16 protein-coding genes are annotated in these 21,181 nt (G+C 60.9%); 2 read left to right on the top strand and 14 right to left on the bottom strand.

Going from position 1 to position 21,181, the window contains the following annotated elements; genetic code table 11:
- Positions 1-3 precede the first annotated feature (3 nt).
- The 14 genes from purF to leuC form a co-directional block, all read right to left on the bottom strand.
- Positions 4-1,509, bottom strand: a complete 1,506-nt coding sequence (gene purF / locus ACYZUD_RS00945) for an amidophosphoribosyltransferase (protein ID WP_007905939.1) — start codon at positions 1,507-1,509, stop codon at positions 4-6.
- Positions 1,510-1,550: 41 nt separating this feature from the next.
- On the bottom strand, positions 1,551-2,111 hold the full coding sequence (locus ACYZUD_RS00940; RefSeq protein WP_462022185.1) for a CvpA family protein: 561 nt from the start codon (positions 2,109-2,111) through the stop codon (positions 1,551-1,553).
- A gap of 98 nt (positions 2,112-2,209) precedes the next feature.
- Positions 2,210-2,893: an SPOR domain-containing protein gene (locus tag ACYZUD_RS00935; RefSeq protein WP_462022184.1), complete on the bottom strand. Its 684-nt coding sequence runs from the start codon at positions 2,891-2,893 to the stop codon at positions 2,210-2,212.
- The gene (gene folC / locus ACYZUD_RS00930; protein ID WP_462022183.1) at positions 2,877-4,184 is read right to left on the bottom strand and encodes a bifunctional tetrahydrofolate synthase/dihydrofolate synthase; all 1,308 of its coding nucleotides are present in this window, start codon (positions 4,182-4,184) and stop codon (positions 2,877-2,879) included. Before folC ends, ACYZUD_RS00935 begins: the two co-directional genes overlap by 17 nt.
- Complete coding sequence (accD, locus tag ACYZUD_RS00925; protein WP_462022182.1) at positions 4,181-5,101, bottom strand: acetyl-CoA carboxylase, carboxyltransferase subunit beta; 921 nt, start codon at positions 5,099-5,101, stop codon at positions 4,181-4,183. The genes folC and accD overlap by 4 nt, the downstream gene beginning before the upstream one ends.
- Before the next feature lie 345 nt (positions 5,102-5,446).
- Entirely contained in the window at positions 5,447-6,070 is a 624-nt protein-coding gene (locus tag ACYZUD_RS00920; protein ID WP_462022181.1) for a phosphoribosylanthranilate isomerase, read from the bottom strand.
- A gap of 63 nt (positions 6,071-6,133) precedes the next feature.
- Positions 6,134-6,958: a tRNA pseudouridine(38-40) synthase TruA gene (gene truA, locus ACYZUD_RS00915; RefSeq protein WP_462025157.1), complete on the bottom strand. Its 825-nt coding sequence runs from the start codon at positions 6,956-6,958 to the stop codon at positions 6,134-6,136.
- 309 nt (positions 6,959-7,267) lie between these two features.
- Entirely contained in the window at positions 7,268-9,895 is a 2,628-nt protein-coding gene (locus ACYZUD_RS00910; protein ID WP_462022180.1) for a FimV/HubP family polar landmark protein, read from the bottom strand.
- 209 nt (positions 9,896-10,104) lie between these two features.
- The gene (locus ACYZUD_RS00905; protein ID WP_462022179.1) at positions 10,105-11,115 is read right to left on the bottom strand and encodes an aspartate-semialdehyde dehydrogenase; all 1,011 of its coding nucleotides are present in this window, start codon (positions 11,113-11,115) and stop codon (positions 10,105-10,107) included.
- A 242-nt stretch (positions 11,116-11,357) separates the two neighbouring features.
- The gene (asd, locus tag ACYZUD_RS00900) at positions 11,358-12,470 is read right to left on the bottom strand and encodes an aspartate-semialdehyde dehydrogenase (RefSeq protein WP_046026895.1); all 1,113 of its coding nucleotides are present in this window, start codon (positions 12,468-12,470) and stop codon (positions 11,358-11,360) included.
- A gap of 69 nt (positions 12,471-12,539) precedes the next feature.
- Positions 12,540-13,622 carry a 3-isopropylmalate dehydrogenase gene (gene leuB, locus ACYZUD_RS00895; protein WP_462022178.1) on the bottom strand — a complete coding sequence of 361 codons (1,083 nt, stop codon included), beginning with the start codon at positions 13,620-13,622 and terminating at the stop codon, positions 12,540-12,542.
- A 77-nt stretch (positions 13,623-13,699) separates the two neighbouring features.
- Positions 13,700-14,467: a class I SAM-dependent methyltransferase gene (locus ACYZUD_RS00890; RefSeq protein ID WP_462022177.1), complete on the bottom strand. Its 768-nt coding sequence runs from the start codon at positions 14,465-14,467 to the stop codon at positions 13,700-13,702.
- A gap of 127 nt (positions 14,468-14,594) precedes the next feature.
- On the bottom strand, positions 14,595-15,239 hold the full coding sequence (gene leuD / locus ACYZUD_RS00885) for a 3-isopropylmalate dehydratase small subunit (protein WP_462022176.1): 645 nt from the start codon (positions 15,237-15,239) through the stop codon (positions 14,595-14,597).
- 10 nt (positions 15,240-15,249) lie between these two features.
- Positions 15,250-16,668, bottom strand: a complete 1,419-nt coding sequence (gene leuC / locus ACYZUD_RS00880; RefSeq protein ID WP_462022175.1) for a 3-isopropylmalate dehydratase large subunit — start codon at positions 16,666-16,668, stop codon at positions 15,250-15,252.
- 146 nt (positions 16,669-16,814) lie between these two features.
- Here leuC and ACYZUD_RS00875 point away from each other — a divergent pair, with 146 nt between their 5' ends.
- A complete protein-coding gene (locus ACYZUD_RS00875) occupies positions 16,815-17,705 on the top strand; it encodes a LysR family transcriptional regulator (RefSeq protein WP_462022174.1) in 891 nt (296 codons plus the stop codon).
- A gap of 66 nt (positions 17,706-17,771) precedes the next feature.
- Positions 17,772-21,050 carry a sensor domain-containing protein gene (locus ACYZUD_RS00870; protein ID WP_462022173.1) on the top strand — a complete coding sequence of 1,093 codons (3,279 nt, stop codon included), beginning with the start codon at positions 17,772-17,774 and terminating at the stop codon, positions 21,048-21,050.
- Positions 21,051-21,181 lie beyond the last annotated feature (131 nt).

Below are 21,181 nucleotides of genomic sequence, written 5' to 3'. Positions count from 1 at the left end.
AACTCAATTGTTGTACAGATCGATGATCGCGCTGACTGCCTGCGTCTTGACCTTGGAGGCATCGTTACGTGCCTGCTCGATCTTGTTCAGGTAAGCCTCGTCGACGTCGCCGGTCACATACTGGCCGTCGAACACCGCGCAATCGAACTTCTCGATCTTGATCTTGCCGCCACCGACCGCTTCGATCAAGTCAGGCAGGTCCTGATAGATCAACCAGTCAGCGCCGATCAGGTCAGCCACGTCCTGGGTCGAACGGTTGTGGGCGATCAGTTCGTGAGCGCTCGGCATGTCGATGCCGTAGACGTTCGGGTAGCGAACGGCCGGTGCCGCGGAGCAGAAGTAGACGTTTTTCGCACCGGCTTCACGAGCCATCTGGATGATCTGCTTGCAAGTCGTGCCGCGAACGATCGAGTCGTCCACCAGCATCACGTTCTTGCCGCGGAATTCCAGTTCGATGGCGTTGAGCTTCTGGCGTACGGATTTTTTCCGTGCCGCCTGGCCCGGCATGATGAAGGTCCGGCCGATGTAGCGGTTCTTCACGAAGCCTTCGCGGAACTTGACGCCCAGGTGGTTTGCCAGCTCCAGGGCCGCGGTGCGGCTGGTGTCTGGAATCGGGATGACCACGTCAATGTCGTGATCCGGACGCTCGCGCAGGATCTTCTCGGCGAGCTTCTCGCCCATGCGCAGACGGGCCTTGTAGACCGACACACCGTCGATGATCGAGTCCGGACGCGCCAGGTAGACGTGTTCGAAGATGCACGGAGTCAGGGACGGGTTGGTCGCGCACTGACGGGTGTGCAGCTTGCCGTCTTCAGTGATGTAGACCGCCTCGCCCGGTGCCAGGTCACGAATCAGGGTGAAACCGAGCACGTCCAGGGAGACGCTTTCGGAGGCGATCATGTACTCGACGCCTTCGTCGGTATGACGCTGGCCGAAGACGATCGGGCGGATGCCGTGCGGGTCACGGAAACCGACGATGCCGTAACCGGTCACCATTGCCACGACCGCGTAGCCACCGACGCAACGGTTGTGCACGTCGGTGACGGCAGCGAATACGTCTTCTTCGGTTGGCTGCAACTTGCCGCGCTGGGCCAGTTCGTGCGCGAACACGTTGAGCAGCACTTCCGAATCGGAGTTGGTGTTGACGTGGCGCAGGTCAGATTCGTAAATCTCCTTGGCCAGCTGTTCAACGTTGGTCAGGTTACCGTTGTGCGCCAGGGTAATGCCGTAAGGCGAGTTGACGTAAAACGGTTGGGCTTCGGCCGAAGTCGAGCTGCCCGCGGTCGGGTAACGCACATGGCCAATGCCCATGTGGCCGACCAGGCGCTGCATGTGACGCTGATGGAACACGTCACGCACCAGGCCATTGTCCTTGCGCAGGAATAACCGGCCATCATGGCTGGTCACGATACCGGCAGCGTCCTGGCCGCGGTGCTGGAGGACGGTTAGCGCGTCATACAGCGCCTGATTGACGTTCGACTTACCGACGATACCGACGATGCCACACATGCGACGCAACCCCTACTTAATGGATCTGAACTGAACACAACTCACTGAGGCGTTTTGGCCATCGGCAAGAGGTGGTCCTTGAACGGTATTTCAGCGGGTACGCTGATACCGCTGGCAAGCCACTGACTGCTCCACCCGAGGATCAGGTTTTTGGACCAGTCTGCGACCAATAAAAATTTTGGCACGAGTTGGGACTCTTTCCACCAACCGTCCTGCTGTACCGGCCCCAGGCTCAACAGCCCGACCGCCACGACCACCAGCAACACGCCACGCGCGGCGCCGAAGGCCATGCCGAGGAATCGATCGGTCCCGGACAACCCGGTGACGCGAACCAACTCGCCGATAAGATAATTGATCATTGCGCCCACGATTAAAGTGGCGACAAACATGATGGCACAGCCCGCGATCACGCGAGCCGATGGCGTTTCGATGTATCCGGCGAGGTACTCGGACAATGAACCACCGAACATCCAGGCGACGACTCCTGCGATGATCCAGGTCACCAGCGATAATGCTTCCTTGACGAAGCCGCGGCTCAAACTGATCAATGCGGAGATGGCGACGATTGCAACGATCGCCCAGTCAACCCAGGTAAATGGCACAGTGCAGCCTACAGACGGATAAGGCGGCGCATTTTAGCAGAGCCCATGCTTATCGGTAAGCTGCGATTGTCAGTGCATTTCAAATCGGGGCGATAGTTTTAACCACGCTCAGGCTGGAAGCGCACCACAAAACCCTTGAGGTTCTGCTGACGGTTCAACAAGTCACGCAGACGATCGGCTTCCGCGCGCTCGATCAGGGGCCCGACGAACACCCGATTCTTGCCGTCGGCAGTCCGGATGTAGGCGTTGTAACCCTGGCTGCGCAGTGTTTTTTGCAGGTTTTCCGCGCTTGCACGGTTCGACAGGCTCGCCAACTGCACCGACCAACTGACCGACAGGCCGTTGGCATCGACGCGACTTTGGGTAGTGTCTGGCTTGCCCGGTGCGGCCGTGATCGGCTGACTCGGCGCAGTCGTGGGCTTGTTGACCGGAGCAGGTGCCGGGGCCGGAGTGACCGGCTTGGCGACAGGTGCCGGTGCCGGTGCCGGTGCCGGTGCCACTGGCGCAGTCGGGGCGATCGGCGTTGACGGCTCTTCCTGCTGAGCGATTTCATCGTCGCTCGGCACCGGCTCTTGCGGCAAGGCTTGCGGCTCAGGCACCACCACGGGCTCGACCTGAACCTGTGGCATAGCAGGTGCTTGCGGCGCGGCCGGCGCTTCGACCGTCACCTGACGCTGTTCATCCTGACGGGAAAACAGCATCGGCAGGAAAATCACTGCCAGCGCCACGAGAACCAGGGCGCCGACCATGCGCTGCTTGTATGCCTTATCCAGCAATGCCATTTGCCGCTTCCTCCGTGGAGTGCCGGGCCAGCCATTCAAGGGCCTCGGCGACACAATAAAATGATCCGAACAACAGAATCTCGTCGTCGCTCGTCGCCAGTGCGCACTGCCCTTCCAGGGCGGCGGCCACACTGTCATAAGATGCTACTGAAGCACCAAGGTTCTGCAACGCCCCGTGCAAGTCCGCAACCGGGCGTGCCCGCGGCGAATCCAGCGGCGCGACGGCCCAATGCTGGACACTAGCATTCAATTCGCCGACAACACCATCCAGATCCTTGTCCGCCAGCAATCCGAACACCGCCAGACGCTTGCCGACCGGAGGTCGACTGGCCAGACGGCGGGCCAGATACTCGGCCGCATGGGGATTGTGCCCCACATCCAGCAACAGGTTCAGACGCTTGCCCCGCCAGTCGAACTGACGGCGGTCGAGACGACCGACCACCCGCGTCGCCTTCAGCGCAGCAATAATCTGTACATCCACCCAAGGCAAACCGAGCAACAGGTAAGCCTGCAACGCCAGCGCTGCGTTTTCCATCGGCAGATCGAGCAACGGCAGATCATGCAGCTCGACCACGCGCCCTTGAGCGTCAAGACCGCGCCATTGCCAGTTGTGATCGGTAATACCGAGGTCGAAATCGCGCCCACGCAGGAAAAACGGGCAATCGAGCTCGCGCGCCTTGTCCAGCAAAGGTTGTGGAGGATTCAGATCGCCACAGAGCGCAGGCGCGCCCTGGCGGAAGATGCCGGCTTTTTCGTAAGCCACGGACTCACGGGTGTCACCCAGGTAATCAGCGTGATCGACGCCGATGCTGGTCACCAGCGCCATGTCGGCATCCACCACGTTCACCGTGTCCAGACGACCGCCCAGCCCGACTTCCAGCACGACTGCATCGAGACTGGATTGCTGGAACAGCCAGAACGCCGCGAGGGTGCCCATTTCGAAGTAAGTCAGGGAAGTGTCGCCACGGCCCGCCTCGACCGCAGCAAAGGCGTCGCACAGCTCGGCGTCAGTGGCTTCGATGCCATTGACCTGCACCCGCTCGTTGTAACGCAGCAGGTGTGGAGAATTGTAGACACCGACGCTCAGGCCCTGCGCCCGCAGCAATGAAGCCACGAATGCGCAGGTAGAACCCTTGCCGTTGGTACCGGTGACCGTGATCACCCGAGGCGCCGGCTTGCCCAGTCCCATACGGGACGCTACCTGTTGCGAGCGCTCCAGCCCCATATCGATGGCCGAAGGGTGCAACTGCTCAAGGTAGGCGAGCCACTCGCCAAGGGTACGTTGGGTCATAGGTTGGCAGGCACCGGCGGAACCACGATCGGCTCGATTGGCGCAGCGACGAATTTCGGCGTCGGCAGGCCCATCATCTGGGCCAGCAGGTTGCCCAGGCGTGGACGCAGCTCCTGACGGTGAATGATCATGTCGATCGCACCGTGCTCCAGCAGGAATTCGCTGCGCTGGAAGCCTTCCGGCAGTTTTTCACGCACGGTCTGCTCGATCACGCGCGGACCGGCGAAGCCGATCAGGGCTTTCGGCTCACCGACAATCACGTCGCCGAGCATCGCCAGGCTGGCAGAAACACCACCGTAGACCGGGTCGGTCAGGACGGAGATGAACGGAATGCCTTCTTCACGCAGACGCGCCAGCACCGCAGAGGTCTTGGCCATTTGCATCAGGGAGATCAGGGCTTCCTGCATCCGCGCACCACCGGAGGCCGCAAAGCAGATCATCGGGCAACGGTTTTCCAGGGCGTAGTTGGCAGCGCGAACGAAGCGCTCACCGACGATGGCACCCATCGAACCGCCCATGAAGGAGAATTCGAAGGCCGATACCACTACAGGCATGCCCAGCAGGTAGCCACTCATGGAGATCAGCGCATCTTTTTCGCCAGTCTGCTTCTGCGCAGCGGTCAGGCGATCCTTGTACTTCTTGCCGTCGCGAAATTTCAGACGGTCAACCGGCTCCAGGTCAGCGCCCAGTTCGGCACGGCCTTCAGCGTCGAGGAAGATATCGATGCGGGCGCGGGCGCCGATACGCATGTGGTGATTGCACTTGGGGCAAACGTCCAGGGTCTTTTCCAGCTCCGGACGATACAGCACAGCCTCGCAAGACGGGCATTTGTGCCACAAACCTTCAGGCACCGAGCTCTTCTTGACCTCGGAACGCATGATCGAAGGGATCAGTTTGTCTACTAACCAGTTGCTCATGCTTTCTTTCTCCAGTACCGGCGGCCCGAACACTCTGGTTCGCAGCCCCGCGTATGCCCTTGAGCTAAATTCATGTGTGTGGCGATGATCGCTGGATGGCCGGGTCAGTGAAGCATGACCTGCGTACAACCCATCAATCCTCAGCCGTGCCTGCCTTATGCAGTACACCTGTTTTGTACAGTGCAGTGGACGGCGGCAGACTGCCAGCCGTCACATCAACGTAGGAGCTTGTAGGAGCTGTCGAGTGAAACGAGGCTGCGATCTTTCGGCTTTGGTTTTGACAAGCAAGATCAAAAGATCGCAGCCTCGTTTCACTCGACAGCTCCTACAGAGTCCTACAGGGCCCTACCAGTTACTGCGTACAGCCTTGATGAATGCCTGAATCTTTGCGTGATCCTTGATGCCCTTACCCGCCTCTACCCCGCCGCTGACGTCCACGGCGTAAGGCCGGACTCTTGCAATCGCCTCGGCGACGTTGTCCGGCGTCAAGCCACCCGCCAGGATGATCGGTTTGCTCAAGCCTTGCGGTATCAGTGACCAGTCGAACGCTTCACCGGTTCCACCGGGCACGCCTTCAACGTAGGCGTCCAGCAGGATACCGCTGGCACTTGGAAAAGCGTCGCACGCAGCAGCGATGTCGTCGCCAGCCTTGACCCGCAGCGCCTTGATGTACGGTCGGTGCCAGCCTTCGCAGTCGACCGCGGTTTCATCGCCATGGAACTGCAACAGGTCCAGCGGCACGGCATCGAGGATTTCCCCCAACTCGCAACGGCTGGCGTTGACGAACAAACCCACGGTGGTCACGAACGGCGGCAGCGCCTTGATGATCGAGCGCGCCTGCTGAAACGTCACGGCCCGCGGGCTTTTGGCGTAGAACACAAATCCGATGGCATCGGCCCCGGCCTCGACCGCTGCCAACGCATCTTCTATGCGGGTAATCCCGCAAATCTTGCTGCGAACGGACGACATGTCGATAGAACCCCAAGGCAAATCCGAGAAAGTCCCGGATGGTAACAAAAGCGTTCGAGGGCGTCAGCCGTCAAGTTCAGAGAAGCCGGTGAGGAAGTGTGGACCAATGTAACGCTCGGGCAATTCGAACTCGTCGCGGTACTCGACCTGCACCAGATACAGGCCGAACGGGTGCGCCGTCACCCCGCCGGAACGGCGAATGCGGCTCTCCAGCACTTCCTTCATCCACTCCACCGGACGCTCGCCAGCCCCGATGGTCATCAGCACGCCGGCGATGTTGCGCACCATGTGGTGCAGGAAGGCACTGGCGCGGATGTCCAGCACGATCATCTTGCCGTGGCGCGTAACGCGCAGATGATGCAATTCCTTGATCGGCGACTTGGCCTGACACTGACCGGCGCGGAAGGCGCTGAAGTCGTGGGTGCCGATCAAATACCGAGCCGCCTCAGCCATGCGCTCGACGTCCAACGGACGGTGATTCCAAGTGATTTCGTCGTTCAGGTGCGCCGGACGGATCTGATCGTTGTAGATCACGTAGCGATAGCGCCGGGCAATGGCCTTGAATCGCGCGTGAAAATGCGCCGGCATGACCTTGGCCCAGCTGACGCTGACGTCGTGGGGCAAGTTGATGTTGGCGCCCATGACCCAGGCTTTCATCGTGCGCTCGACCTGCGTATCGAAATGCACCACCTGACCGCAGGCATGCACGCCGGCATCCGTTCGCCCGGCACAAAGCAGCGACACGGGTGAATCGGCGACTTTGGACAAGGCCTTTTCAAGGGTTTCCTGCACGGTGAGCACGCCGGAAGCCTGACGTTGCCAGCCGCGATAACGCGAGCCCTTGTATTCAACGCCCAGCGCGATCCGGAAAAAGCCGTCGGCCGCCATTTCGGCAGCCGGGTTATCTATATTTGCCAAGGAGTGACAGCCTGCTGATGTACGCGAAGGCGGGCATTATAAGGCCGCCGGACCGGGACGCCAGTGCAACAGTCGATACGGTGGTGAATGCGATGTCCCCATCGCGAGCAGGCTCGCTCCCACAAGGGATTGATGTCAGGCACAAATGCTGCGTACAGACCGATTCAATGTGGGAGCGAGCCTGCTCGCGAAAGCGGCCCGACAGACGCCATCGCATCCCCCTGAAACAAAAACGACAGCCTCAATGGGCTGCCGTTTTGTTTACGCTTTACCGATCAATCAAGCCAGACGCGAAAGCATTTCCTTGGCTTCGCTCTTCTGACCGTCGTCGCCTTCGGTCACCACCTCGTTGAGGATGTCCCGCGCGCCGTCGGCGTCGCCCATGTCGATGTAGGCCTGGGCCAGATCGAGTTTGGTGGCGACTTCGTCGGTGCCGGAGAGGAAATCGAATTCCGGCTCGTCAGCGGCAGAGGCCAGGGCATCCTCCGCCGTGAAGGTCGGCGCGCCAATGCTCTGCGACAGACGTTCCAGTTCGGCGTTGACGTCATCCAGTTCGGCTGCAAATGCATCCGGAGCCTCAGGGGCCTCAGGGGTATCCATTTCATCGGCCAGCGACAGGTCGAAGTCGGCCGGGAGTTCCAGATCGTCCAGGGCAACTTCCGGAGCCGCCGGCGCTTCAGCGACAGGCAAGTCCTTGAGATCGTCGTCCAGGCTCAGCAGGAAATCATCTTCGGCCAGGGTCGCCGGCGAGACTTCGCCACCGAGGTCCATGTCCAGATCGAAGTCCGACAGGTCGTCGAGGTTTTCCTTGATCTCGGTCTGCTGTTGCAGCACCGACTCGAAGCTCAAGTCGTCGTCCAGCGGGAAGTCTTCGAGCTCGACTGCTGCTTCAGGCTCTGGCGCAACCACCGCGGGAGAGGCAGTTTCCAGGTCATCCAGGCTCAGATCGAACGCGCTGTCGAAGTCATCATCAGCCAAGGCTGGTGCTGGTGCTTCGGGTTCGTCCAGCAACAGATCCTTGACGTATTGCGCATCCAGTTCGGCAGCGATGGCCGCAGCTGCCAGGCCACCGGCCGCGACAACAGCCATGGCCGGAAAGCGGCTTTTCAGCTCTTCGACACGAGCGTAGTTTTCACCGTTGGCCACCAGTTGGCGTTCCTGGGCCACGAACGCATCGCGATCGCCCTGCTGACCGTAGACTTCCATCAACTTCAGGCGCAGGTCGCTGCGTTGCGGCTCCAGCTTGATACCCTCTTCCAGCAAGGCGGCAGCCTGATTCAGACGACCGGCGGCAATGTGCGACTGGGCCTTGCTCAGTACATCGTCATCGCGCTCGGCGGCAGGCGATACCAGCGGCGCCGCAATCGGCGGCGTGACCACCACCGGAGCAATCACTGGCGCCGGGGCTGGGGCTGGGGTTGGCGCAGGGGCCGGTGCGGTCGCGAGTTTCACGCTCGGCGGTGGAACTTCCAGGCCTTCGAAGCTGCTTTCCGGCAAGTCGTGATCGGCAGAGAACTCCTGCTCTTCGGACAAGGCACGGGCCATGCGCAGATGTTTCTCGGCTTCCTGCTGGGCTTTGCGGCGACGGGCCAGCAACAGCAGCAGGAACAGCACAACCACGGCACCGCCACCTGCCAGCCCCAGCAGCCACGGGTTGGTCAACAGTTCGGTGAATTGCTGGTCGCTGGAGGCTGCCGGCGTCGGCTCGGCTGGCTTCTCGGCCGGAGCCGGAGTTGCCTCGGCAGCAGGCGTTGCCGGCGCGACTTGCGCAGGTGTTGCGGCAGGGTTGGCCGCCAGCTCAGCCGAGATCGCCGGAGCGGTCGCCGCCGGCGCCGGCGCACCCGCTGCGCCTTCTGCCTGCAACTTGGCCAGTTGATTGTTCTTCAGTTCGATCAGACGCTGCAGCTTGTCCAGCTGACTTTGCAGATCGTTCATGCGGCTTTTCAGTTCAGCGTTGTCACGACGGGTCGTGTCGAGGCTTTCCTGGGTCACGGCCAGCTTGTTGCTCAAGGCCTTGGCGTCGCCTGCAGCACCTTTGCCACCGGCCTTGCCCGCCTCGGCAGAGACCAGGCTCAGACTGTCTTTGGCGGCCTGGGCAGGCGCGCCTTCACCGCGAGCGCGCTTGGTGGCATCAAGTTGCTGTTGCCCGGCCCCGGCCTTAGCAACGTAGCGACGCCCCTGACGCCACGCGGTGTTCTGCGCAGCCACTTCAGCAATAGCAGCCGGTTGCGGCACGCTGGTACTCTGCGCCTGATCCGGCAAACGCAGCACCTGACCGGTTTTCAGCAGATTGATGTTGCCGTTGATGAAGGCATCCGGGTTCAGCGCCTGGATGGCCAACATGGTTTGCTGGACCGAACCGCCATTACGCGCCTTCGCGGCGATTTCCCACAGGGTATCGCGCGGCGTGGTGGTGTATTGGGTCGGCTTGCTCGCGCCGGTGACTGGCGCGGTGACGGCTTGAGTCGGTGCAGGCTGCGCAGCCGCTTCGGCGGTCTGCGGCGAGAATTTGGAAGGGTCGAGCAGCACGCTGTAATCGCGCAGCAAACGACCGTTGGGCCACATCACCTGAACCAGGAATTTCACCATCGGTTCGGAGAGCGGTTTGCTGGACGTCACGCGCAGGATGCTTTTGCCGCTGGCGTTGAGCACCGGAGTAAAGGTCAGGTCATTGAGAAACGCCTGGCGGTCGACACCGGCCTTGGCGAAATCTTCAGGCGAAGCCAGGCTCGGCACCACTTCGGCAGCGGTGAGATCCTTGACGTCGAGCAACTCGATTTCCGCCACCAGGGGCTGGTTCAGGGTCGACTTCAGGGTCAGTTCCCCGAGCCCGAGGGCATGCGCCATACCGGAGGACAGCGCCGAGGCGGCCGCTATTGCTAACACCAGTTTGCGAACTTGAACCATAGCCTCATCCTTTGTTTGAACATTCCTCGGCCAGCGAGAAGGTGTTGATAGCCGCTGCCGTAAGGCATGGCGCGCGGCGGCGAAGAGTCGTCGCGCGCGATCGTTTCATTCATGCCCCGGAAAGCCCCGCAGGGTGACTCGCCTTCAGCAATCCGACCAAGCATAACGCCCGGCTGGATTCATTCGAAAAAATTGTTGCCAAGTATCTTTTACAGCAGGTCTTTTATCAACAATTCAGCCACCTGCACAGCATTGAGCGCCGCGCCTTTGCGTACGTTATCTGACGTCAGCCACAAATTTAGTTCCGACGGGTCGTCGATTCCAGCGCGAACCCGACCGACGTAGACCACATCCTGTCCTACCGCATCGCCTACCGGCGTCGGGTAATCGCCGGCTTCCACCAGTTCGATACCCGGAGCGTCTTCCAGCGCCGCGTTGACTTTCGCCAGGTCGATGGCGCTCGCTGACTGCAAGGTCACGCTAAAGCTATCGCCAAAAAACACCGGGGCTTGAATGCAAGTGACGGAAATCTTTAATAAAGGCAACGCCATGACCTGACGCAGTTCACGCACCAGGCGCTTTTCCAGCAGCGTATGGCCCTGCTCATCAGGTTTGCCGACCTGTGCCAGCAGATTGAAGGCCATCTGCCGATCAAAAAATGTAGGCTCCAGCGGACGCACGTTGAGCAGCTCGGCGGTCTGCCGAGCCAGCTCGGTCACGGCCTCGCGACCCTGTGCAGAAACGGCCAGGCAGGCGGTCAGATTGACGCGTTGCAGGTCGAGCAAACCGAGCAACGGCGCCAGCACCACTGCTAACGTGGCGGCCGAAGGGCTTGGGCTGCTGACCTGGAAGGGTTTCTTCAGACCGGCCAATACCTGCGCATTGGCTTCCGGCACCACTTGCGGCGCCTGATCGGCCGGCAAGGCACCGGACAAATCGATCAGCGAGCAACCGGCGGCAGTGGCGCGCGAAGCGAAACTCAGGGTAACCGCCGGGCCGGCGGCAAAGAACACCAACTGGACTTTGCTGAAATCAAATTCATCGACTTCCCGCACCCGCACGTTCTTGCCGCGAAACGGCACCGAATGCCCGGCCGATTCGCTGCTGGCCAGCAGGTGCAAGTTGCCGACCGGGAAGTCGCGCTCTTCGAGAATCTGCACGAGCGTTTCGCCGACAGTACCGGTGGCGCCGATCACGGCAATATCAAAGGACTGGCTCATGGTTCTACCTCTGGCGAAACGGGGGGAGCGGCACTTTACCGGGTGGTTGGCATGCAGGCAATTCTGCCGGGGATTTGTGGTGTCCGTACCGCCCCCATCGCGAGCAGGCTCGCTCCCACAAGGAAATCACCGAACCCTGTGGGAGCGAGCTTGCTCGCGATGGCGGTTTGACCAGCGATACAACTTCCATAAAAAAACCCGCACCTCTTTCAAGGCGCGGGCTCTTTCATTGCTTCAATCGATCAACGCTCAAGCAGAATCCGCAGCATGCGACGCAGCGGTTCGGCCGCGCCCCACAGCAGCTGGTCGCCGACGGTGAACGCGCCGACGAACTGCGAACCCATGTTCAGCTTGCGCAGACGACCAACCGGAACATTCAGGGTGCCGGTGACCTTCGTCGGGCTCAGCTCCTGCATGCTGATGTCGCGGTTGTTCGGCACCAGCTTGACCCAAGGGTTGTGCTGGCTGATCAACCCTTCGATGTCGGCGATCGGCACGTCTTTGTTCAGCTTGATGGTCAGCGCCTGGCTGTGGCAGCGCATGGCGCCGATGCGCACGCAGATGCCGTCCACCGGAATCGGGCTCTTGAAGCGACCGAGGATCTTGTTGGTCTCGGCCTGGGCCTTCCACTCTTCGCGGCTCTGACCGTTCGGCAGTTCCTTGTCGATCCACGGGATCAGGCTGCCGGCCAGCGGTACGCCGAAGTTTTCGGTCGGGTACGCGTCGCTGCGCATGGCTTCGGCCACACGACGGTCGATGTCGAGGATGGCGCTGGCCGGGTCGGCCAGTTGATCGGCGACAGCGGCGTGGGTCGCGCCCATTTGCTTGATCAGTTCACGCATGTTCTGCGCGCCGGCACCGGAGGCCGCCTGATAAGTCATCGCGCTCATCCATTCGACCAGACCGGCTTCGAACAGACCGCCCAGGCCCATCAGCATCAGGCTGACGGTGCAGTTGCCGCCGATGTAGTTCTTGGTGCCCGCGTCGAGCTGCTGGTCGATGACCTTGCGGTTCACCGGGTCCAGCACGATCACCGCATCATCCTGCATGCGCAGGCTGGAAGCGGCGTCAATCCAGTAACCCTGCCAGCCGGCTTCACGCAGTTTCGGGAAGACTTCGCTGGTGTAGTCGCCACCCTGGCAGGTCAGAATCACGTCGAGGGTTTTCAGCTCTTCAATGCTGTAAGCGTCCTTGAGCGGAGCAATGTCCTTGCCCACGGACGGGCCTTGGCCACCGACATTGGAAGTGGTGAAAAACACCGGCTCGATGAGATCGAAATCCTGCTCTTCCAGCATCCGCTGCATGAGCACGGAACCGACCATACCGCGCCAACCGATCAGACCTACACGTTTCATCGCAACTACACCTTCTTTAAAAAGTGGGCCGCTGCTTTCAAGAGTGAAAGTTGCAGCGGGCCCGAGAGATTACAGATTCCGCAGCGCCGCGACTACTGCGTCGCCCATTTCCTGCGTACCGACTTTAGTGCAACCGGTCGACCAGATGTCGCCCGTACGCAGGCCCTGATCCAGGACCAGGCTCACGGCTTTCTCGATGGCATCCGCCGCGTCCTGCTGATTAAAGCTGTAACGCAACATCATCGACACCGACAAAATGGTCGCCAGCGGGTTGGCGATGCCCTTGCCCGCGATGTCCGGCGCAGAGCCGTGGCAAGGCTCGTACATGCCCTTGTTGTTGGTGTCCAGGGAGGCCGACGGCAGCATGCCGATGGAGCCGGTGAGCATCGATGCCTGGTCGGACAGAATGTCGCCAAACATGTTGTCGGTGACGATCACGTCAAACTGCTTCGGTGCGCGTACCAGTTGCATGGCGGCGTTGTCGACATACATGTGGCTCAGTTCGACTTCAGGGTAATCCTTGGCCACTTCCTCGACGATTTCACGCCACAGCTGGCTGGACGCCAATACGTTGGCCTTGTCCACTGAGCACAGCTTCTTGCCACGCACCATGGCCATGTCGAAACCGACACGGGCGATGCGGCGGATTTCGCTTTCGCTGTACGGCAGGGTGTCGTAGGACTGACGTTCGCCGTTTTCCAGCGTGCGGGTGCCACGCGGCGCGCCGAAGTAGATGCCGCCGGTCAGTTCGCGAACGATCAGGATATCCAGACCGGAAACGATTTCCGGCTTCAGACTGGAAGCTTCGGCCAACTGCGGGTAAAGGATCGCCGGACGCAGGTTGCCGAACAGGCCCAGTTGCGCACGGATTTTCAGCAGACCGCGCTCAGGGCGGATGTCACGCTCGATGGTGTCCCATTTCGGGCCGCCCACGGCGCCCAGCAGCACAGCGTCGGCTGCGCGGGCACGCTCCAGGGTTTCGTCGGCCAGCGGCACGCCGTGCTTGTCGATGGCCGCGCCGCCGATAACGTCGTGGCTCAGCTCGAAGCCCAGGCTGTACTTGTCGTTGGCCAGCTCCAGCACCTTGACCGCTTCGGCCATGATTTCCGGGCCAATACCGTCACCTGGGAGAATCAGAATCTGCTTGCTCATGCTTTCCTCATGTCATCAGTCGGTGCGCCCTTGGCGCTCCCGGAAAAAATCTATCGCTCAGTGCCTATCGTCAGAGCTTATCGTTCAGCCATCAGCACCAGCACATCTGTACTGAACGAACCATCGGCCTCAATCTCAAAATATTCGCGCACTTCGTTGCCCATCGACTGCTGCAACTCGCGGATCGCCGCGCGCATCACCTGTGGCGTGCGCATGCGCTCGACCCAGGAGGTGTACTCCAGACGCAGGCGTTGACGGGTGGTGCTGCGGGTGTGCAACCCCGCTTCGCTGACCTGACGCAACCACTCGCCGGCGGAATAATCACGCACATGGCTGGTGTCGCGCAGCACTTCGACGCTTTGCAGGTAAGTGTCAAACAACGGACTGCCCGGTGACAACACGTCGATGAACGCCGCCACCCCGCCCGGCTTCAGCACCCGGCGAACTTCCCGCAGGGCCAGCCCGAGATCGCTCCAATGGTGCGCCGAATAACGGCTGAACACGAAGTCGAACTCACCGTCGGCGAACGACAGGCGTTCGGCGGCGCCGTTGACCGTGGATACATTGCTCAAGCCACGATCAACTGCCGCGGCGGCGACCACATCAAGCATTTGCTGAGACAGGTCGTAAGCCACCACTTCCTTGACCAGCGAGGCCACGTGAAAACTCACGTGACCGGCGCCGCAACCCAGATCCAGCACGCGGGCATCGCCCTGCCCGGCCAGTTCAGCCTGTAGCAGCGCGAACTCGGTGCCTTGAGCGTGAACGGCGCTGCTCAGGTAGGCCGAGGCCTGTTCACCGAATTGCTTTTGTACAACCTGAGTGTGCTGGGCGGTGCTGGTCATAGCGATGTCCTGATATTTGTGTTGTCTGGGCTGCCGTCATCGCGAGCAGGCTCGCTCCCACATTCGTTCACAAAAACCCTGTGGGAGCGAGCCTGCTCGCAATGAGGCCCGCACTACCTACCGAAAATCAAACGTCACGAAACAACCACGGCTGGCTCGCCCGGTGCTTGCTTTCAAACGATGCGATGGCTTCGTGGTCCTGCAAGGTCAGCCCGATGTCATCCAGGCCGTTGACCAGGCAATGCTTGCGGAACTCGTCAAGTTCGAAGTTGTAGACCTTGCCATCAGGCCGGGTCACGGTCTGGGCTTGCAGGTCGATCTTCAACTCGTAGCCTGGATTCGCCTCGACCTGCTGGAACAGCTCATCGACTTCAGCATCGCTCAAGATGATCGGCAGCAAGCCGTTCTTGAAGCTGTTGTTGTAGAAGATGTCGGCATAGCTCGGCGCGATGATGCTGCGAAAACCGTACTCTTCCAGCGCCCACGGTGCGTGCTCGCGGCTGGAGCCGCAACCGAAGTTCTCGCGGGCCAGCAGCACGCTGGCACCTTGATAACGCTCAGCGTTGAGGACGAAATCCTTGTTCAGCGGGCGCTTGGAGTTGTCCTGGTAGGCATAGCCCACGTCCAGGTAGCGCCATTCGTCAAACAGGTTCGGGCCAAAACCGGTGCGTTTGATCGACTTCAAGAACTGCTTCGGAATGATCTGGTCGGTGTCGACGTTGGCCCGGTCCAATGGCGCGACCAAACCGGTGTGTTGGGTAAAAGCTCTCATGTGCGGTTCCTCAGATCAGTTCGCGAACGTCGATGAAACGACCGTTGACGGCAGCCGCCGCAGCCATGGCCGGGCTGACCAGATGCGTACGGCCACCGGCGCCCTGACGCCCTTCGAAGTTGCGGTTGGAGGTCGATGCGCAATGCTCGCCCGACTCCAAACGGTCCGGGTTCATCGCCAGGCACATCGAGCAACCCGGTTCACGCCACTCGAAACCGGCTTCGAGGAAAATCTTGTCCAGGCCTTCGGCCTCGGCTTGTGCCTTCACCAGGCCCGACCCCGGCACCACGATGGCTTGCTTGATGGTCGAAGCGACTTTACGGCCCTTGGCGATCACCGCAGCAGCGCGCAGGTCTTCGATCCGCGAGTTGGTGCAGGAGCCAATGAATACGCGGTCCAGCTGGATATCGGTGATCGCCTGATTGGCGCTCAGACCCATGTATTTCAAGGCGCGTTCGATGGAGCCGCGCTTGACCAGGTCCATTTCCTTCGCCGGGTCCGGCACGTTCTGGTCAACCGCCAAAACCATCTCGGGTGAAGTGCCCCAGCTGACTTGAGGTTTGATCTGGGTGGCGTCGAGCTCGACGACGGTGTCGAACACCGCATCAGCATCGGAAACCAGGCCTTTCCAGGCTTCGACCGCCATGTCCCATTCCGCGCCTTTCGGGGCGAATGGACGGCCCTTGACGTAAGCCACGGTTTTTTCGTCGGCAGCCACCAGGCCAACACGAGCGCCGGCTTCAATGGACATGTTGCAAATGGTCATGCGGCCTTCAACGGACAAGTCACGAATGGCACTGCCGGCAAACTCGATGGCGTGGCCATTACCGCCGGCGGTGCCGATCTTGCCGATCACTGCGAGCACGATGTCCTTGGCCGTCACGCCGAACGGCAATTTGCCTTCGACCGACACCAGCATATTCTTCATTTTCTTGGCGACCAGGCACTGCGTGGCGAACACGTGCTCGACCTCGGAAGTGCCGATGCCGTGGGCCAAGGCGCCAAACGCGCCGTGAGTCGAGGTGTGCGAATCGCCGCAGACCACGGTCATGCCCGGCAAGGTGGCACCCTGCTCCGGACCGATCACGTGAACGATGCCCTGACGCACGTCATTCATTTTGAATTCGGTGATGCCATATTCGTCGCAGTAGTCATCGAGGGTCTGAACCTGCAAACGCGAGACCTGGTCGGTAATCGCTTCGATGCCGCCCTTGCGATCCGGAGTGGTCGGTACGTTGTGGTCCGGCGTGGCAATGATCGAGTCGACGCGCCAAGGCTTGCGCCCGGCCAGACGCAGGCCTTCGAAAGCTTGGGGCGAAGTCACTTCATGGATGATGTGACGGTCGATATAGATCAGCGACGACCCATCGTCGCGCCGTTTCACTTCATGGGAATCCCAGAGCTTGTCGTAAAGCGTTTTGCCGGCCATCAGACGGTCCTCATCAGCGTGTTTCTATGCCCTGGGCTTTGAACAATTCAATAACCCCTTGGCTTGTGAGGTCGATCCTAGGGGGTTACATTAAATAACTCAAATTCATATTTTTTATGCTTTGGATAACCAACTGGAATACGACCATGGACCTGGCCAACCTTAATGCTTTTATTGCGATTGCCGAGACCGGCAGCTTCTCCGGCGCGGGCGAACGCCTGCACCTGACGCAACCGGCGATCAGCAAACGCATTGCCGGGCTGGAGCAGCAATTAAAGGTGCGGCTGTTCGATCGACTGGGACGTGAAGTCGGATTGACCGAGGCCGGTCGCGCCCTGCTGCCAAGGGCTTATCAGATTCTGAACGTGCTGGATGACACCCGCCGCGCCCTGACCAACCTGACCGGCGAAGTGAGCGGCCGCCTGACCCTGGCCACCAGTCACCACATCGGCCTGCATCGCTTGCCGCCCTTATTAAGGGAATTCACCCGACGTTACCCACAGGTGGCGCTGGATATTCAGTTCCTCGATTCGGAAGTGGCCTACGAAGAAATTCTCCACGGCCGCGCCGAGCTGGCCGTCATCACCCTGGCGCCGGAGCCCCACGCGCTGGTCAAGGCCACGCCAGTATGGGACGACCCGCTGGATTTCGTGGTGGCCCCGGAGCATTCGCTGATCAGCAACGGCCCGGTCAACCTGGCGGACATTGCCCTGCACCCGGCGGTCTTCCCCGGCGGCAACACCTTTACCCACCACATTGTCCGCCGCCTGTTCGAAGCCCAGGGCCTGACGCCGAACATCGCCATGAGCACCAATTATCTGGAAACCATCAAGATGATGGTCTCGATCGGCCTGGCCTGGAGCGTGTTGCCGCGCACCATGCTTGACGAGCAGGTTGCACGAATACCTTTGCCGGGCATACAACTCACTCGCCAGCTAGGCTATATCCTGCACACGGAAAGGACGCTGTCGAATGCGGCACGGGCGTTTATGGCCCTGCTGGATGCACAAATCGATCTGCCAGGGACTCAAGGCTAAGTTGTGCTACTGCTATAGAGCCACGAACTCCTGTGCCTAACGCCCAATTCAGCCCAAGGCTTGCCAATGCCGAAATCTGTTGACCGTATTCCGCCCATGCCGCGTATACAGGCGCTTGACCCCAAACGATCCGAGCAGAGCTGGGAAAGTGCGCCGCAACTGCTGGCCGCCCTCAACGGCGCGCGTTTGGGTGCCTGGTATTGGGACATCGAGCGTGGGCAGATCAGTTGGTCGCGGGGCACCCAGGCCTTGTTCGGCTTCGATCCCCGGCAACCGCTGCCGGCCGATCTGGAATACCTCGACCTGTTGCCCCAGGAGGATCGGGCGAAAGCCATTCGAGCCTTCCACGCGGTGATCGCTGGCGCGCCGCTGGAACAGGCGATGCACCACCGCATTCGCTGGCCCGACGGCAGTCTGCACTGGCTGGAGATCAACGGCAGCCTGCTGCCGGACAAACACGGCCGGCCGCGCATGATTGGGGTGATCCGCGAAATCACTCACCAGCGCCAGCGCGAACAGGCGCTGAGCAGTTCGGAAAAACGCTTCGCAACACTGTTTCACCTGTGCCCGAACATGGTGCTGCTGACCCGCCAGGAAGACGGCCTGATCACCGAAGCCAACCAGTATTTCGAAAGCCTGTTCGGCTGGCCGGTGCAGAACGCCATTGGCCGTACCACCCTGGAACTGGGCCTGTGGGTGAACCCCGAGCAACGAGCGCAACTGGTCAAGGCCACCAAGGCCAAAGGCGAACTGACCAGCATGGAGGTGCAGTTTCGCGCCAGCAATGGCCAAATCCACGATGGCATTCTCAGCGCGCAAAAAGTCGAACTCGAAGGCCAGCCGTATCTGCTGAGTACGTTTCTCGACACCACCGAACGCAAAGCCGCCGAGCTGGCCCTGAAAGACAGCCAGGAGCGCCTCGACCTGGCGCTGGACTCGGCGCAACTCGGCACCTGGGACTGGCATATTCCCAGCGGCATGCTTTACGGCTCGGCTCGCGCCGCCCAGTTGCACGGGCTGGAAGCCAAACCCTTCCATGAATCCTTTGAAGAGTTTTTCGAAGGCGTGCCCGGCGAAGAGCGCGACAGCATGCGCGACGCCTACCGCAGCCTGCGCGAAGGCCCGGCGGGCAATTATCAACTGACCTACCGCGTGCAGCTGCCCGACGGCAGTTCGCGTTACCTGGAAAGCCGCGCCCGACTCTACCGCGACGAAAACGGCGTCCCGCTACGCATGGCCGGCACCCTGCTCGACATCACCGACCAGGTAGAGCGCGAACAGCGGCTGGTGGCCTCGGAAGAGAAGTTCGCCACCCTGTTCCAGGTCAGCCCGGACCCGATCTGCGTAACACGCCAGGACACGGGTCAGTTCATCGAGATCAACTCCAGCTTCACCCAGACCTTCGGCTGGAGCACCGCCGAGGTGATTGGCCGCAGCGCTGATGAAATCGGCCTGTGGGACGCTTCGGCAAAAAGCCTGCGACGGATCGAACAGGTCATCCGCGAACAGGGCCTGAACAACGTGGCCATCCTCGTTCAGCACAAAGACGGGCAATCCCTGACCTGCGTGATCTCCAGTCGGCAGATCAGCGTCGGTGACCAGCCGTGCATCGTCACGACCCTGCGCGACATCACCCAGCAGCAACGCTCGGAAGCGGCACTCAAGGCCAGCGAAGAGAAGTTCGCCAAGGCCTTCCACTCAAGCCCCGACGCCATCACCATCACCGAGCGCGACACCGGACGCTATCTGGAGGTCAACGACGGCTTCTGCCGCCTGACCGGCTATCGCGCCGATGAAGTCGTCGGGCGCACGGTGTATCAGGTCGGCATCTGGGCCGAGGAAAAACAACGCTCGGCGTTGCTGGCCGAGCTACAGATCAAGGGCCGGGTTCACCACCAGGAAATGCTCGGGCGCAACAAGCGCGGCGAGTTATTGACCGTCGAAGTGTCAGTGGAACCGATCACCCTCAACGAAACCGCCTGCCTGCTACTGACCGCGCGCGACGTCAGCCTGCTGAAAAACGCCGAAGCGCAGATCCGTCACCTGGCCTACCACGACCCATTGACCAACCTGCCCAACCGCGCGTTGCTGATGGATCGCCTGAGCCAGCAGATCGCCTTGCTCAAACGCCACAACCTGCGCGGCGCGCTGATGTTTCTCGATCTCGACCACTTCAAGCACATCAACGATTCGCTTGGCCATCCGGTAGGCGATACGGTGCTGAAGATCATCACCGCGCGCCTTGAAGCCAGCGTGCGCATGGAAGACACCGTCGCCCGCCTGGGCGGTGACGAATTCGTGGTGTTGCTCAGTGGGCTGGAAGGTTCGCGCAACGAAGTCAGCGCCCAGGTCCGGGAACTGGCAGACACCTTGCGCGAACTGCTGTCCGAGCCGATGTTCCTCGACGGCCAGCGCCTGCAAGTGACGCCGAGTATCGGCATTGCGTTGATCCCCGATCATGGCTCGACGCCGACCGACCTGCTCAAGCGCGCCGACATCGCCCTTTACCGCGCCAAGGATTCAGGCCGCAACACCACGCAGATGTATCACAACACCATGCAGAAGGCGGCGAGCGAACGCCTGCGCATGGAAACCGATCTGCGCCTGGCCCTTTCCCGGGGTGAGTTTCGCGTGCATTACCAACCCCAGGTGGATGCCCGGGATAATCGGATCGTCGGTGCCGAGGCGCTGGTGCGCTGGAATCACCCGGAACTCGGCGCGCAATCGCCCACCGAGTTCATCAAGGTTCTGGAGGACAGCGGGCTGATCCTGGAGGTCGGCACCTGGATCATCGACGAAGCCTGCGCAGCCTTTAAACAATTGATCGCGAAAAAACTGGTGGACCCGCTCGATTTCAGCCTGTGCGTGAACATCAGCCCGCGGCAGTTCCGCCAGAACGATTTCGTCGAACGCATCGAGCGCAGCCTCAGCAGCCACGGCCTGCCCTGCTCGCTGCTGAAGCTGGAAATCACCGAAGGCATCGTCATCCAGAACCTGGAAGACACCATCAGCAAAATGCGCCGCCTGAAAAAGCTCGGCGTGAGCTTTGCCATGGACGACTTCGGCACCGGCTATTCCTCGCTGACCTACCTCAAGCGCCTGCCGGTCGACACCCTGAAAATCGACCAGTCGTTCATTCGCGACGCCACCACCGACCCGAACGACGCCGAGATCATCCGCGCCATCGTCGCCATGGCCCGCAGTCTTGAGCTGAAAGTGATTGCCGAAGGGGTGGAAACGTCGGACCAGCTGGAGTTTTTGCAGGGGCTGGGCTGCCATTTTTATCAGGGGTATTTGCACAGCCAGCCGTTGCCGGTTGGTGAGTTTCAAAAGTTGCTGAAATAACACAGGCCCCTGTAGGAGCTGCCGAAGGCTGCGATCTTTTGATCTTTACGCCGGTTATGACACTGCAAGATCAAGATCAAAAGATCGCAGCCTTCGGCAGCTCCTACCGGGGACAAGGCGTACAAAAAAGG

This window comes from Pseudomonas sp. XS1P51 (assembly GCF_054897845.1).
Note: the sequence above shows the minus strand (reverse complement) of the source record. Positions and strands in the feature narration are given on the sequence as shown.

Bases quoted from the DNA above. Each gene is read 5' to 3' on its own strand.
- leuB (WP_462022178.1), bottom strand. From the start codon at position 13,622: ATGAGCAAGCAGATTCTGATTCTCCCAGGTGACGGTATTGGCCCGGAA.
- leuD (WP_462022176.1), bottom strand. From the start codon at position 15,239: ATGAGAGCTTTTACCCAACACACCGGTTTGGTCGCGCCATTGGACCGG.
- ACYZUD_RS00875 (WP_462022174.1), top strand. From the start codon at position 16,815: ATGGACCTGGCCAACCTTAATGCTTTTATTGCGATTGCCGAGACCGGC.
- ACYZUD_RS00905 (WP_462022179.1), bottom strand. From the start codon at position 11,115: ATGAGCCAGTCCTTTGATATTGCCGTGATCGGCGCCACCGGTACTGTC.
- ACYZUD_RS00890 (WP_462022177.1), bottom strand. From the start codon at position 14,467: ATGACCAGCACCGCCCAGCACACTCAGGTTGTACAAAAGCAATTCGGT.
- ACYZUD_RS00870 (WP_462022173.1), top strand. From the start codon at position 17,772: ATGCCGAAATCTGTTGACCGTATTCCGCCCATGCCGCGTATACAGGCG.
- accD (WP_462022182.1), bottom strand. From the start codon at position 5,101: ATGAGCAACTGGTTAGTAGACAAACTGATCCCTTCGATCATGCGTTCC.
- folC (WP_462022183.1), bottom strand. From the start codon at position 4,184: ATGACCCAACGTACCCTTGGCGAGTGGCTCGCCTACCTTGAGCAGTTG.
- leuC (WP_462022175.1), bottom strand. From the start codon at position 16,668: ATGGCCGGCAAAACGCTTTACGACAAGCTCTGGGATTCCCATGAAGTG.
- ACYZUD_RS00910 (WP_462022180.1), bottom strand. From the start codon at position 9,895: ATGGTTCAAGTTCGCAAACTGGTGTTAGCAATAGCGGCCGCCTCGGCG.
- ACYZUD_RS00920 (WP_462022181.1), bottom strand. From the start codon at position 6,070: ATGTCGTCCGTTCGCAGCAAGATTTGCGGGATTACCCGCATAGAAGAT.
- asd (WP_046026895.1), bottom strand. From the start codon at position 12,470: ATGAAACGTGTAGGTCTGATCGGTTGGCGCGGTATGGTCGGTTCCGTG.
- ACYZUD_RS00935 (WP_462022184.1), bottom strand. From the start codon at position 2,893: ATGGCATTGCTGGATAAGGCATACAAGCAGCGCATGGTCGGCGCCCTG.
- truA (WP_462025157.1), bottom strand. From the start codon at position 6,958: ATGGCGGCCGACGGCTTTTTCCGGATCGCGCTGGGCGTTGAATACAAG.
- purF (WP_007905939.1), bottom strand. From the start codon at position 1,509: ATGTGTGGCATCGTCGGTATCGTCGGTAAGTCGAACGTCAATCAGGCG.